Origin of the sequence: Streptomyces tagetis, assembly GCF_018069565.1 — a bacterium.
Lineage (GTDB): Bacteria > Actinomycetota > Actinomycetes > Streptomycetales > Streptomycetaceae > Streptomyces > Streptomyces tagetis.
Map to the genome: position 1 here is coordinate 235,820 of NZ_JAGPNL010000010.1, position 12,639 is coordinate 248,458.

The following is a 12,639-nucleotide window of genomic DNA, read 5'->3' on the forward strand; positions in this document are numbered from 1 at the left end:
CCTACTGATCCGCCGCGGCGGGACCGGCGTGCGCGCCGCCGGCCGTCCGGGCGTCGAGGAGCACGTCGGCGTCGAAGCAGGTGCGGGCGCCGGTGTGGCAGGCGGCGCCGACCTGGTCGACCCGGACCAGGACGGTGTCCGCGTCGCAGTCCAGGGCGACGGACTTCACCCACTGGACGTGCCCGGAGGTGTCGCCCTTGACCCAGTACTCCGCGCGGCTGCGCGACCAGTAGGTGCAGCGGCCCGTGGTCAGCGTGCGGTGCAGGGCCTCGTCGTCCATCCAGCCGAGCATGAGCACCTCGCCGGTGTCGTACTGCTGGGCGATGGCGGGCAGGAGGCCGTCGGGGCTGCGCCTCAGGCGCGCGGCGATCTCCGGGTCGAGCGGGCTGGGCCGCCGGGGGGAGCTGCTGGTCATGGGGCCATTGTGCCGCGCCCGGGGCGCGTGGCCCGGCACCGTCCACTGGGCGGACCCGGGCGGCGGTCGTAGTCTGGGCCCATGTCGACTTTCGCCAAGCGTGAACGCCTTCTGCTGGCCGACCTGTTGGAGACGGCGGGTCCGGACGCCCCGACGCTGTGCGAGGGCTGGCGGACGCTGGATCTCGCCGTGCACGTGGTGGTGCGCGAGCGGCGGCCCGACGCGGCGGGCGGTGCCCTGGTCAAGCCGCTGGCCGCCCGGCTGGACCGGGTGAGCGAGGAGTACCGGGCGCGGCCGTACGCGGAGCTGATCCGGCTGATCCGCAGCGGTCCGCCGCGGTTCTCGCCGTTCTCGCTCAAGCAGGTCGACGAGGCGGCGAACACCGTGGAGTTCTACGTCCACGCCGAGGACGTGCGCCGGGCGCAGCCGCAGTGGTCGCCGCGCGAGCTGGACCCGGTCTTCCAGGACGCGCTGTGGTCGCGGCTGGAGAAGGTGGCGCGGCTGATGGGCCGTGGCATCCCGACGGGGCTGGTGCTGCGCCGCCCGAACGGCCAGACGGCCGTCGCCCATCGCGGCACGCCGGTGGTGACGGCGACCGGCGAGCCGTCCGAGCTGCTGCTCTTCTCCTCCGGGCGGCAGAGCGCGGCGACGGTGGAGCTGGCGGGCGACGAGGAGGCGATCGCCCGGCTGCGGGAGACGAGACAACTCGGCATCTGACGGGCGGGCCCTACCCCGGCAGTTCGGCCCGGCGCAGGGCCGGGGCGCACAGGACGACGACGCCGCCGAGCCCGCAGACCGCGGCGCTGACGGCGAAGACCGGGCCGGTGCCCCACAGGCCGATGGCGGCGGCGGAGACCGGCATGCCCAGCGGGGCGACGCCCAGGCTGACGATGCCGCCGACCGCGGTGACGCGTCCCAGGTAGGCCGGGTCCGACTGGGTCTGGAGCAGGGCCCCGCAGAGCGCGCCGCTGAGCCCGGCGAGCAGGCCGACCAGGAGCGCGGTGCCGACGGCGAGGGGCAGGCCGGGAGCGTGGGCCAGCGCCCCGATGGCGACGGCGCCGGGGATGATCGCACCCGCGACGGCGTACCCGGCGCGGGGCACGCGCCCCCGGACGGTCAGCAGCAGGGCGGCGGCGCCCGCCCCGGCCCCGAAGCCGCCCAGCACCCAGCCCATGCCGAAGGCGCCCCAGCCGCGTTCGTCGGCGAGGAGGGCGAGCCCGACGCTGAGCGGGCCGGCGAAGCCGAGGTCGCCGAGGGCGATGGCCAGCATGAGCGGGCCGAGGATGCGGTGCCGGCGGACGTAGACCAGTCCGGCCCGCAGCTCCCGCCACGCGGAGCCGCCCTCGGGGGCCGCCACCCCGGCGGACCCGGCGTCGGCACCGGTCTCCGGGGGCGGCAGGGGGCGCGTCCGTACGGAGACCAGCAGCGGGACGGAGAGCGCGATCAGCAGCCCGGCGCAGGCGAAGGCCGCCGCCGCGCCGCCGGTCGCCACGGCGAGGCCGCCGAGCGGGGCGCCGACGACGGAGGCGAAGCGGACGGCGAGGCCGCGCATGCCCTGGACGCGGGCGAGTTGGTCCCTGCCGGTGATACGGGGCGGCAGCGCGCCGACGGCGGGCAGGAAGAGCGCGTCCACCGTGCCGAAGACGACCGCGAGCAGGGCGAGCAGCCACAGCCCCGGGTCGGTGGCCCAGAGCAGCGCGGCGACGGTGAGGACGGCCACGCAGCGCACGGCGTCGCTGCCGATGACGACCCGGCGCGGTCCCAGCCGGTCGACGATCACCCCGCCGCCGAGCATGAGCAGTGCCCGGGGCACCGCGCTCACCGCCATGACCAGTCCGGCCTGGGCCGGGCTGCCGTGGCGCACGGCGGCCCAGGCGAGGGCGAGGAAGAAGACGGTGTCGCCCAGCATGGAGGCGGTGTAGGCGGCGACCCAGCGCAGCACGTTGGCGTCGCGGTGGGCGGGCCGGGCGGCGGGGGCCGCCGGGGCGGTCAGCGTGTCCGGCACGGACGCGGTCCTCTCAGACACGGGGTGGGGGCGCGTACGGCGCACCCGTACGCGGCCGGAGCGGGCCCCGGCCGGTTCCGCGGCCGGGGCCCGTGGTGCGGGCGGGGCAGGTCCTAGCGGACCGGGTGGCCCGCCTCGCGCAGGGCCTCCTTGACCTGGCCGATGCGCAGGTCGCCGAAGTGGAAGACGGAGGCGGCGAGGACCGCGTCCGCGCCCGCGGCGACCGCCGGCGCGAAGTCGGCGAGCCTGCCGGCGCCGCCGGAGGCGATGACCGGGACGGAGACGTGCTCGCGTACGGCCGCGATCATCTCCAGGTCGTAGCCGTCCTTGGTGCCGTCGGCGTCCATCGAGTTGAGCAGGATCTCGCCGGCGCCCAGTTCGGCGGCGCGGTGCGCCCACTCGACCGCGTCGATGCCGGTGCCGCGGCGGCCTCCGTGGGTGGTCACCTCGAAGGTGCCCGCCTCGGTGCGCCGGGCGTCGACCGAGAGGACGAGGACCTGCCGGCCGAAGCGCTCGGCGATCTCGCGGATCAGGTCGGGGCGGCCGATGGCGGCCGTGTTGACGCCGACCTTGTCCGCGCCGGAGCGCAGCAGCCGGTCGACGTCGTCGGCGGTGCGCACGCCGCCGCCGACGGTGAGCGGGATGAAGACCTGCTCGGCGGTGCGGCGCACCACGTCGTAGGTGGTCTCGCGGTCGCCGGACGAGGCGGTGATGTCCAGGAAGGTCAGCTCGTCGGCGCCCTCGGCGTCGTAGACCTTCGCCATCTCGACCGGGTCGCCCGCGTCGCGCAGGTTCTGGAAGTTGACCCCCTTGACGACCCGGCCGTTGTCGACGTCCAGGCAGGGGATGACTCGGACCGCCAGGGTCATGGGTTCACGGCTCCTCTGAATGCTTCGACTTCTACCGACACCAGGACCCGGGAGTCGACGAAGCCCTCCACGACCAGCAGGGTCGCGGCCGGGCGCACGGAGTCGAACAACTCCTTGTGGGCGCGGCCCACCTCGCCGACGTCGCGGGCGTGTGCCAGGTACAGGCGGGTCCGGATCACGGCCTCGATGCCGAGCCCGAACTCGCCGATCGCCTCGACGGCGGTGGCGAAGGCCACCTTGGTCTGCTCGTACGGGTCGCCCTCGCCGTAGAGCACGTCGCCCCGGAAGGCCGTGGTGCCGGCCACCAGGACGCGGTCGCCCGCCGCGACGGCGCGCGCGAAACCGAAGGACTCCTCCCAGGGGCTCTGGCCCTGCACGCGCCGTACGGCCTCGGACGTCATCGGGACACAGCCTCCAGGGCCTCTTCCAGGGTGAACGCCTTCGCGTACAGGGCCTTCCCGACGATGGCGCCCTCGACACCCAGGGGGACGAGCGCGGCGATGGCGCGCAGGTCGTCGAGGGAGGAGACGCCGCCGGAGGCGACGACGGGGCGGTCGGTGGCCGCGCAGACGTTCTTCAGCAGCTCCAGGTTGGGGCCCTGGAGGGTGCCGTCCTTGGCGATGTCGGTGACGACGTAGCGGGCGCAGCCCTCCTTGTCGAGGCGCTCCAGCGTCTCGTAGAGGTCGCCGCCGTCGCGGGTCCAGCCGCGTCCGCGCAGGGTGGTGCCGCGCACGTCGAGGCCGACGGCGATCTTGTCGCCGTGCTCGGCGATGATCCGGGCGACCCACTCCGGGGTCTCCAGGGCGGCGGTGCCGAGGTTGACGCGGGTGCAGCCGGTGGCGAGGGCGGCGGCGAGGGTGTCGTCGTCGCGGATGCCGCCGGACAGCTCGACCTTGATGTCCATCGCCCGCGCGACCTCGGCGATCAGCTCGCGGTTGTCGCCGGTGCCGAAGGCGGCGTCCAGGTCGACGAGGTGCAGCCACTCGGCGCCGGAGCGCTGCCAGGCCAGGGCCGCGTCCAGCGGGGAGCCGTACGAGGTCTCGGTGCCGGACTCGCCGTGCACGAGGCGGACGGCCTGGCCGTCGCGGACGTCGACGGCGGGGAGGAGTTCGAGCGTGCTCATCTCTACAGGGTCTCGATCCAGTTGGTGAGGAGCTGGGCTCCGGCGTCGCCGGACTTCTCGGGGTGGAACTGGGTGGCCCACAGGGCGCCGTTCTCCACGGCGGCGACGAACGGCTCGCCGTGGGTGGTCCAGGCGACCTCGGGGGCGGCGAAGGCGGGGTTGTGCGTCCGGAGGGTCCAGTCGTGGACGGCGTAGGAGTGCACGAAGTAGAAGCGGGCACCGGGGTCCACCCCGGCGAAGAGCCGGGAGCCGGCGGGTGCCTCGACCGTGTTCCAGCCCATGTGGGGCACGACGTCGGCGCGCAGCGGTCCGACCGTGCCGGGCCACTCGTCCAGGCCCTCCGTCTCCTCGCCGTGCTCGATGCCGCGGGCGAAGAGGACCTGCATGCCGACGCAGATGCCGAGGACCGGGCGTCCGCCGGCGAGCCGGCGGTCGACGACCCAGTCGCCGCGGGCCTCCTTCAGCCCGCGCATGCAGGCGGCGAAGGCGCCGACGCCGGGGACGAGGAGTCCGTCGGCGTTCATGGCCGCGTCGAAGTCACGGGTGATCTCGACGTCGGCACCCGCGCGGGCGAGGGCGCGCTCGGCGGAGCGGACGTTGCCGAAGCCGTAGTCGAAGACGACCACCTTCTTCGCCGCCTTCGCGGTGCCCGCGCGGGGCGCGGGCGTCGCGGCGGTGCTCAATTCCACACCTCCAGCCGCAGCGCGCCGGCGACCAGGCACATCCCCGCGCCGATGGACAGCAGCACGATGAGCCCCTTGGGCATCTTCTGCCGGGCGAAGGAGATGACCCCGCCGAGGAAGAAGAGGCCCACGACGATCAGGGCGGTGGACGAACCGTTCATGGCGTTACAGGGCGCCCTTCGTGGACGGGATGATGCCCTCCGCGCGCGGGTCCCGCTCGCACGCGTAGCGCAGGGCCCGCGCCAGCGCCTTGAACTGGCACTCCACGATGTGGTGCGCGTTGCGCCCGTAGGGCACGTGCACGTGCAGCGCGATCTGGGCCTGGGCGACGAAGGACTCCAGGATGTGCCGGGTCATCGTGGTGTCGTACTCGCCGATCATCGGCGCCATCTTCTCGGGCTCGGTGTGCACGAGGTAGGGGCGGCCGGAGAGGTCGACGGTGACCTGGGCGAGCGACTCGTCCAGCGGCACGGTGCAGTTGCCGAAGCGGTAGATGCCCGACTTGTCGCCGAGGGCCTGCCGGAAGGCGCCGCCCAGCGCGAGGGCGGTGTCCTCGATGGTGTGGTGGGAGTCGATGTGCAGGTCGCCCTCGGTCTTGACGGTCAGGTCGAAGAGCCCGTGGCGGCCGATCTGGTCCAGCATGTGGTCGTAGAAGCCCACGCCGGTGGAGATCTCCGTACGGCCGGTGCCGTCGAGGTCGATCTCGACCAGGACCGAGGTCTCCTTGGTGGTGCGTTCGATTCTTCCGGTGCGACCCTCGCGAGTCATGCGCTCTGCTCCTTCTTCAGTTCACGGACCGCGTCGAGGAACGCGTCGTTCTCCTGCGGGGTGCCGGCGGTCACCCGCAGCCACCCCGGTACGCCGTTGTCCCGGACCAGGACGCCCCGGTCGAGGATCTTCCGCCAGACGGCCCGCGCGTCGTCGAACCTGCCGAACTGGACGAAGTTCGCGTCGGACTCCGTCACCTCGTAGCCGATGGCGCGCAGTTCGGTGACGAGCCGGTCCCGTTCGGTCTTGAGCCGCTCGACGTACCGCAGCAGGGTGCCGGTGTGCTCCAGGGCGGCCAGCGCGGTCGCCTGGGTCACGGCCGACAGGTGGTACGGCAACCGTACGAGCTGGACGGCGTCGACGACCGCGGGGTGCGCGGCGAGGTAGCCGAGCCGCAGGCCCGCCGCGCCGAACGCCTTCGACATGGTGCGGGAGACGACCAGGTGCGGCCGTCCCTCCAGCAGCGGCAGCAGCGAACCGCCGTGGCTGAACTCCACGTACGCCTCGTCGACGACGACCATGGACGGCTTCGCGGCCTGCGCGGCCTCGTACAGGGCGAGGACGGTCTCGGCCGGGACGGAGTTGCCGGTGGGGTTGTTGGGGGTGGTGACGAAGACGACGTCCGGGCGGTGCTCGGCGATCGCGCGCTCTGCGGCGGGCACGTCGATGGTGAAGTCCTCGTGGCGCGGGCCGGAGATCCACCCCGTGCCGGTGCCGCGCGCGATCAGCGCGTGCATGGAGTACGAGGGCTCGAAGCCGATCGCGGTGCGGCCGGGGCCGCCGAAGGTCTGGAGGAGCTGCTGGATGACCTCGTTGGAGCCGTTGGCCGCCCAGACCTCGGTGGGGCCGACCCGGTGGCCGGTGGTCTCGGTGAGGTAGGCGGCGAGCCGGGTGCGCAGCTCGACCGCGTCCCGGTCGGGGTAGCGGTTGAGGCCGCGGGCGGCCTCGCGGACCCGCTCGGTGATCCGCTCGACCAGCTCCTCGGGGAGCGGGTAGGGGTTCTCGTTGGTGTTCAGCCGTACGGGCACGTCCAGTTGGGGCGCTCCGTAGGGGGACTTGCCCCGCAGCTCCGCGCGGACGGGGAGGGTGTCCCAGGGGGTCGGGGGTGTGGTGCCGGTCACGTGCCGTCGGGTACCTTCCACTCGAACCGTGCCTTGACCGCCGCGCCGTGGGCGGGCAGGTCCTCCGCCTCCGCCAGGGTGACCACGTGGTGGGCGACCTCGGCGAGCGCGTCCTTCGTGTAGTCGACGACGTGGATGCCGCGCAGGAAGGACTGGACGGAGAGCCCGGAGGAGTGGCAGGCGCACCCTCCGGTGGGCAGGACGTGGTTGGAGCCGGCCGCGTAGTCGCCCAGGGAGACCGGGGACCAGGGGCCGACGAAGATCGCGCCGGCGTTGCGGACCCGGGCGGCGACCGCGGCGGCGTCGGCGGTCTGGACCTCCAGGTGCTCGGCGCCGTAGGCGTCGACCACGCGCAGCCCCTCCTCCACCCCGTCGACCAGGACGATCGCGGACTGGCGGCCGGCCAGCGCCGGGCGGATGCGGTCCTCGACGTGCTTGGTGGCCTCGACCTGCCCGACCAGCTCCTTCTCGACCGCGTCGGCGAGCCGGGGGGAGTCGGTGACCAGGACGGCCGCCGCGAGCGGGTCGTGCTCGGCCTGGCTGATCAGGTCGGAGGCGAGGTGCACCGGGTCGGCGGTGTCGTCGGCGAGGATCGCGATCTCGGTCGGGCCCGCCTCGGCGTCGATGCCGATACGGCCGGTGAAGAAGCGCTTGGCGGCGGCGACCCAGATGTTGCCGGGGCCGGTGACCATGTTGGCGGGCGGGCAGGACTCGGTGCCGTACGCGAACATGGCGACGGCGGTGGCGCCGCCGGCCGCGTACACCTCGTCGACGCCGAGCAGGGCGCAGGCGGCGAGGATCGTCGGGTGGGGCAGGCCGCCGAACTCCGCCTGGGGCGGCGAGGCGAGCGCGATCGACTCGACGCCGGCCTCCTGGGCGGGTACGGCGTTCATCACCACGGAGGACGGGTAGACGGACCGGCCGCCGGGGGCGTAGAGGCCGACCCGCTGGACGGGCACCCACTTCTCGGTGACGGTGCCGCCGGGCACCACCTGGGTGGTGTGGGTCTCGCGGCGCTGGGCACGGTGGACGAGCCGGGCGCGGCGGATCGACTCCTCCAGGGCCGCGCGGACGGCCGGGTCGAGGCCGTCGAGGGCGCCGGCGAGGGCCTCGGCGGGGACCCGGACCCGGTCGAGCGTGACGCCGTCGAACCGCTCGGCGAAGTCGATCAGCGCCGCGTCGCCCCGATGATGCACGGCCTCGCAGATCGGGCGCACCTTCTCCAGGGCGGCCTCGACGTCGAAGTCGGCTCGGGGCAGCAGGTCGCGCAGGGCGGGTCCCTGGGGCAGGGCGTCGCCGCGCAGATCGATTCGGGAGATCACGGAACCAATTCTCTCAGACCCGCGTCGCGGGCCGTTCCCGCGTATCAGTTGCTGATACGGAACGCCACGGCCGGTCGCGTTCCGTCGCGCCGTGCGCGTGCGTCACGAAAGTCCGTCCTCACGTTGAGTGTTCGACCCGTCACGCAGCGGGCATGAACCGGGAAACGGAGGCACCGACTCGCCAGTGGCCGAGGAGGGAGTGACACGCCGTGACCCAGGGGGCCGGACCGCGCGCCGCGGAGCTGCCGGACGATCTGACCGCCGTCGAGACCGGCATGTGGGAGGCGTTCCGCAACGGCAGCGTGTACGACCTGAGCCACGGGGACGCGCTGGTCGACGACCCGCACGGGGGCCACCCGTGGGGGCCGGAGCGGTCGGTGCGGGCCCGTGTGGTGTGCCGGCTGCTGCTCGACGGGCCACCGGCGCTCGCGGGCCGCGTCTCCTCGCTGCAACTGGTGGGGGTCCGCATCGAGGACTCCTTCGACCTCGCCGGCGGCACGGTGGTGCCCTACGTGGAGCTGCGCCGGTGCCGTTTCGAGCGGGAGGTGCTGCTGCCGGAGACCCGGTTCACGACGCTGCGGATGGTGGACTGCGCGCTCCCGCGGCTGGAGGCGGCCCGGCTGCACACCGAGGGCGACCTGCACCTGCCGCGCTGCCGCTTCCTGCGGGGCATCCGGCTGACCGACGCGCAGATAGGCACCGACCTGCTGCTCAGCCAGGCGGTGGTGCACCGCGACCGCAGCGGCCGGTCCATCGCCGCGGACGGGCTCACCGTCGGGCAGGACCTCCAGGCGGAGATGCTGGAGTCGCACGGCGAGGTGAGCCTGCGCAGCGCCCAGGTCGGCGTGTCGCTGAGCCTGCGCGGCGCCCGGCTGCTCAACCCGTACACGCGGTACGCGCTCAACGCGCCCCGGCTGACGGTGGAGCGCACGCTGTACTTCACCCCGGCGGGTCTCGGGGGCCCGCTGCTGCGGGGCACGACGCCGCCGCAGGGGACGCGGGTGCAGCGGTTCGAGTGCCGGGGCGGGGTGCGGCTGGACGACGGGCGGTTCGGCGACGCGGTCGACTTCGAGCAGGCCCGGTTCTCCTTCGCCGACGACCAGGAGCTGTCGCTGCGCCGGGTGCAGACGCCGGAGCTGCGCTTCCTGGGCGAGCGCCCGGCTCGGGGGCGGGTGGTCCTGTCGGGTGCGCGGGTGGTCAACCTCATGGACCGCGCCGATAGCTGGCCCGGCCCCGGCCGGCTGCACATGGGCGGCTTCGCCTACGAGACGCTGGTGCCGCGCGGCCCGTTCCCGCTGGAGAAGCGGCTGCGCTGGGTGGGGGCGGCGACGGCCGAGTACCACCCGGAGCCGTACGAGCGGCTCGCCGCGGTGCTGCGGGCGGGCGGGGAGGACGAGGACGCCCGGGAGGTGCTCCTCGCCAAGCACCGCCGGCGCCGCGAGACCCTGCCGCTCGCCGCCAAGCTGGTGGGGTACGCGCAGGACTGGACGGTCGCCTACGGGTACCGGCCGGGGCGGGCGGCGGTGTGGATGGCGGTGCTGTGGGCGGCGGGCACGGTCGCCTTCTCGCGCGCCGAGCATCCGCCGCTCAAGAGCGACGAGCACCCGGACTGGAATCCGGCCCTGTACGCCCTGGACCTCCTGCTGCCGGTGATCGACCTGGGCCAGGTGGGCTTCTGGCAGTTGCGCGGCGGCTGGCAGTGGCTGGCGGCGGCCCTGATCCTCCTCGGCTGGGTCCTCGCCACCACCGTCACCGCCGGCGCCACCCGCCTCCTCCGCCGCAACTGACCAAGGGGGGCTGACCGCCCGGACGAACAACGCCGACACGGCCGACGTGCGCCGGGCCCGGAGGCGCCCGGCCCATCCCGGGGGCCGGCGGGGGGGCCGGCGGCCCGGGAGGCAGGCCCTGCGCCGTCGCGCCCGTACCGCACGGCCCCGGAAGGGGACCGCGGTGGGCACAACCTTCCGGTGGGGTCGGCCGTCGTACTGGCCATGTTGCGTGCGTTTCTCCGGGGTGGACCGGCGGCGGGCCGGGTCCGCGGGGCCGGTGCCGACGACGACGTGTTCCTCGACGCCCCCGACGACCGGCTGGGCCCCGCCCTGGTGGCCGCGGCGCGCGGCGCGTACGGGCCGGCGGCGGAGCTGCTCGCCGCGACCCGCGCGCACGCCGAGTGGGAGCACCGCGACCGGTACGCGGGCAGGCTGGCCGCCTTCGCGCGCTCGCGGGCCGAGTGGCTGCGGGAGTGGCGGGCCGCCGCGCCGGACGACCCGGACGCCCTGCTGGTCGAGGCCCGCCTCACGGTGGACCGCTGCTGGGACTCCCCCGCCCGCGCCGAACTGCTGCGCCAGGCCGGCCCCGCCGTCGCCGCCGTCGCCGAGGCGGGCGGACGCGACCCGGTGCCGTGGCGGATCGTGCTGGACACCGCGCGCGGCGCGCACGCCGGGCACACGGAGTTCGCCCGGCTGTGGGCGCAGGCCGTGCGCCGCTCCCCGCACCACTACGGCTGCCACGTCGCCGCCCTGGAGTACCTGGCCGCCGCCTCCCCCGGCGCCCACCGCGAATGCCTGGACTTCGCCGAGACCGCCGCGCAGGACGCGCCCGAGGACGCGCTCGTACGCACCCTGCCCGTGCGGGCCGCCCTCGGCTGCCTCACCGACCGCGGCGGCCCCGGCGTGGAGCGGACGCGGCTGGACGCGGCGGCCGACCGGGCCATCGCCCTCTCCGCGGCCTATCCCGCGGCCGACCCCTGGCCGGCGGAGCTGCGCAACGCGCTGGCGTACGTCCTGGTGCGCCTGGGCCGGCGCCGGGAGGCGGCGGAGCAACTGCGGCTGACCGGCCCGTACGCCACCTCGTTCCCCTGGGACCGGGAGACGGACGACCCCCTCGGCCGGTTCCTCCAGGTACGGGCGAACCTCCAGGCGACGGCGCCCGGCAGGCGGGTGACGGCGGGTTCCGGACATCCCCGGAGGGGGCGCGGCTCTCGCCGCGGCCCCGGCGAGCATTAGGCTTCTACGTCGTGACCACCGTCCGGCTCCCCCTCTTCCCCCTCAACTCGGTGCTCTTCCCGGGACTGGTGCTCCCGCTCAACATCTTCGAGGAGCGCTATCGCGCCATGATGCGCGAGCTGCTGAAGGCGCCCGAGGACGAGCGCCGGTTCGCCGTCGTGGCGATCCGCGACGGCCACGAGGTGGCCCCCAGCGCCCCCGGTATGCCCGATCCCACGGCCCGGCCCGAGCGCGGTCCGGCGGCCGGCTTCGGCACCGACCCCACCGGCGCCTTCCACAAGGTCGGCTGCGTGGCGGACGCGGCGACGATCCGCGAGCGGCCCGACGGCACCTTCGAGGTGCTGGCGACCGGGACGACCCGGGTGCGGCTGGCCTCCGTGGACGCCTCGGGCGACTTCCTCACGGCCGGCCTGGAACCGCTGGCCGAGGACCCCGGCGACGAGTCGGGGGCGCTCGCCGAGGGCGTGCTGCGCTCCTTCCGGCAGTACCAGAAGCGGCTGGCCGGGGCGCGCGAGCGGACCCTCGCGACCAGCGGGGACCTCCCGGACGACCCGGGCGTGGTCTCGTACCTGGTGGCCGCCGCGATGATGCTCGACACGCCGACCAAGCAGCGGCTGCTCCAGGCGCCCGACACCGCCTCCCGGCTCCGCGACGAACTGCGGCTGCTGCGGTCCGAGACGGCGATCATCCGCCATCTGCCGTCCCTGCCGGCGGCGAACCTGACACACGGGCCGACGAGCCACAACTGACGCGTCCCGCGCGACGGGTTTCCAGCGACGAGTACGACCGAGGGGGCCACACCGGATGGCGAAGAAGGCGAACAGACGGCAGCAGGGCGGCACGCCCGCGACGGTCGCGCTGGCGGCGGCCGGGGTGCCCGGCACCGTGCACTCCTACGACCACGACCCCGCCCACCCGTCCTACGGGGAGGAGGCGGCCGAGGCGATGGGGGTCCCCCCGGAGCGGGTGTTCAAGACGCTGGTCGCCGAGGTCGACGGGGCGCTGACGGTCGCCGTGGTGCCGGTGGCGGGCAAGCTCGACCTGAAGGCGCTGGCCTCGGCGGTGGGCGGCAAGCGGGCGGCGATGGCCGACCCGGCGCTGGCCGAGCGCACCACGGGGTACGTACGGGGCGGCATCTCACCGCTGGGGCAGCGCAAGCGGCTGCCGACGGTGCTGGACGACTCGGCATCACGGCACGCGACGATCTGTGTCTCGGCGGGGCGCCGGGGCCTGGAGATCGAGCTGTCCCCGGCCGACCTGGCCCGGCTGACGGACGCGGTCCTCGCCCCGATCGGCCGGACCTGACCCCCGTACGCCCACCGTCCCGG

At 74.8% G+C, this 12,639-nt stretch carries 15 protein-coding genes; 5 read left to right on the forward strand and 10 right to left on the reverse strand.

Annotation, left to right across the window (positions count from 1 at the left end; all coding sequences use genetic code 11):
• Position 1 precedes the first annotated feature (1 nt).
• On the reverse strand, positions 2–415 hold the full coding sequence (hisI, locus tag J5Y05_RS28830) for a phosphoribosyl-AMP cyclohydrolase (RefSeq protein ID WP_210876223.1): 414 nt from the start codon (positions 413–415) through the stop codon (positions 2–4).
• Between the two features lie 81 nt (positions 416–496).
• Here hisI and J5Y05_RS28835 point away from each other — a divergent pair, with 81 nt between their 5' ends.
• Complete coding sequence (locus J5Y05_RS28835) at positions 497–1,132, forward strand: TIGR03085 family metal-binding protein (RefSeq protein WP_210876224.1); 636 nt, start codon at positions 497–499, stop codon at positions 1,130–1,132.
• Positions 1,133–1,142: 10 nt separating this feature from the next.
• Here J5Y05_RS28835 and J5Y05_RS28840 read toward each other — a convergent pair whose 3' ends face one another.
• The 9 genes from J5Y05_RS28840 to hisD form a co-directional block, all read right to left on the reverse strand.
• Positions 1,143–2,420, reverse strand: a complete 1,278-nt coding sequence (locus tag J5Y05_RS28840; RefSeq protein WP_210876225.1) for an MFS transporter — start codon at positions 2,418–2,420, stop codon at positions 1,143–1,145.
• A gap of 113 nt (positions 2,421–2,533) precedes the next feature.
• A complete protein-coding gene (hisF, locus tag J5Y05_RS28845) occupies positions 2,534–3,289 on the reverse strand; it encodes an imidazole glycerol phosphate synthase subunit HisF (RefSeq protein ID WP_210876226.1) in 756 nt (251 codons plus the stop codon).
• Positions 3,286–3,690: a Rid family hydrolase gene (locus J5Y05_RS28850; RefSeq protein ID WP_210876227.1), complete on the reverse strand. Its 405-nt coding sequence runs from the start codon at positions 3,688–3,690 to the stop codon at positions 3,286–3,288. Before J5Y05_RS28850 ends, hisF begins: the two co-directional genes overlap by 4 nt.
• Entirely contained in the window at positions 3,687–4,412 is a 726-nt protein-coding gene (gene priA, locus J5Y05_RS28855; protein ID WP_210876228.1) for a bifunctional 1-(5-phosphoribosyl)-5-((5-phosphoribosylamino)methylideneamino)imidazole-4-carboxamide isomerase/phosphoribosylanthranilate isomerase PriA, read from the reverse strand. The genes J5Y05_RS28850 and priA overlap by 4 nt, the downstream gene beginning before the upstream one ends.
• Before the next feature lie 2 nt (positions 4,413–4,414).
• The gene (hisH, locus tag J5Y05_RS28860) at positions 4,415–5,095 is read right to left on the reverse strand and encodes an imidazole glycerol phosphate synthase subunit HisH (protein ID WP_210876229.1); all 681 of its coding nucleotides are present in this window, start codon (positions 5,093–5,095) and stop codon (positions 4,415–4,417) included.
• Positions 5,092–5,256 (reverse strand): CG2302 family histidine operon protein, encoded by a 165-nt coding sequence (locus J5Y05_RS28865; RefSeq protein ID WP_210876230.1) that lies wholly within the window; start codon positions 5,254–5,256, stop codon positions 5,092–5,094. Before J5Y05_RS28865 ends, hisH begins: the two co-directional genes overlap by 4 nt.
• Before the next feature lie 4 nt (positions 5,257–5,260).
• Complete coding sequence (gene hisB / locus J5Y05_RS28870) at positions 5,261–5,863, reverse strand: imidazoleglycerol-phosphate dehydratase HisB (protein ID WP_210876231.1); 603 nt, start codon at positions 5,861–5,863, stop codon at positions 5,261–5,263.
• Entirely contained in the window at positions 5,860–6,984 is a 1,125-nt protein-coding gene (locus J5Y05_RS28875; protein ID WP_210876232.1) for a histidinol-phosphate transaminase, read from the reverse strand. Before J5Y05_RS28875 ends, hisB begins: the two co-directional genes overlap by 4 nt.
• Entirely contained in the window at positions 6,981–8,306 is a 1,326-nt protein-coding gene (hisD, locus tag J5Y05_RS28880; protein ID WP_210876233.1) for a histidinol dehydrogenase, read from the reverse strand. Before hisD ends, J5Y05_RS28875 begins: the two co-directional genes overlap by 4 nt.
• Before the next feature lie 209 nt (positions 8,307–8,515).
• Here hisD and J5Y05_RS28885 point away from each other — a divergent pair, with 209 nt between their 5' ends.
• The 4 genes from J5Y05_RS28885 (at position 8,516) to ybaK (ending at position 12,616) form a co-directional block, all read left to right on the forward strand.
• A complete protein-coding gene (locus tag J5Y05_RS28885) occupies positions 8,516–10,093 on the forward strand; it encodes an oxidoreductase (RefSeq protein ID WP_210876234.1) in 1,578 nt (525 codons plus the stop codon).
• Between the two features lie 204 nt (positions 10,094–10,297).
• A complete protein-coding gene (locus J5Y05_RS28890; RefSeq protein ID WP_210876235.1) occupies positions 10,298–11,311 on the forward strand; it encodes a hypothetical protein in 1,014 nt (337 codons plus the stop codon).
• Between the two features lie 11 nt (positions 11,312–11,322).
• Positions 11,323–12,060: an LON peptidase substrate-binding domain-containing protein gene (locus tag J5Y05_RS28895; protein ID WP_210876236.1), complete on the forward strand. Its 738-nt coding sequence runs from the start codon at positions 11,323–11,325 to the stop codon at positions 12,058–12,060.
• A gap of 55 nt (positions 12,061–12,115) precedes the next feature.
• The gene (ybaK, locus tag J5Y05_RS28900; RefSeq protein ID WP_210876237.1) at positions 12,116–12,616 is read left to right on the forward strand and encodes a Cys-tRNA(Pro) deacylase; all 501 of its coding nucleotides are present in this window, start codon (positions 12,116–12,118) and stop codon (positions 12,614–12,616) included.
• The last annotated feature ends 23 nt before the right edge of the window (positions 12,617–12,639 follow it).

Excerpts from the sequence above, each read along its gene's own strand:
- hisI (WP_210876223.1), bottom strand. The coding sequence starts at position 415 with ATGACCAGCAGCTCCCCCCGGCGGCCCAGCCCGCTCGACCCGGAGATC.
- J5Y05_RS28835 (WP_210876224.1), top strand. The coding sequence starts at position 497 with ATGTCGACTTTCGCCAAGCGTGAACGCCTTCTGCTGGCCGACCTGTTG.
- hisF (WP_210876226.1), bottom strand. The coding sequence starts at position 3,289 with ATGACCCTGGCGGTCCGAGTCATCCCCTGCCTGGACGTCGACAACGGC.
- J5Y05_RS28850 (WP_210876227.1), bottom strand. The coding sequence starts at position 3,690 with ATGACGTCCGAGGCCGTACGGCGCGTGCAGGGCCAGAGCCCCTGGGAG.
- priA (WP_210876228.1), bottom strand. The coding sequence starts at position 4,412 with ATGAGCACGCTCGAACTCCTCCCCGCCGTCGACGTCCGCGACGGCCAG.
- J5Y05_RS28865 (WP_210876230.1), bottom strand. The coding sequence starts at position 5,256 with ATGAACGGTTCGTCCACCGCCCTGATCGTCGTGGGCCTCTTCTTCCTC.
- hisB (WP_210876231.1), bottom strand. The coding sequence starts at position 5,863 with ATGACTCGCGAGGGTCGCACCGGAAGAATCGAACGCACCACCAAGGAG.
- J5Y05_RS28890 (WP_210876235.1), top strand. The coding sequence starts at position 10,298 with ATGTTGCGTGCGTTTCTCCGGGGTGGACCGGCGGCGGGCCGGGTCCGC.
- ybaK (WP_210876237.1), top strand. The coding sequence starts at position 12,116 with ATGGCGAAGAAGGCGAACAGACGGCAGCAGGGCGGCACGCCCGCGACG.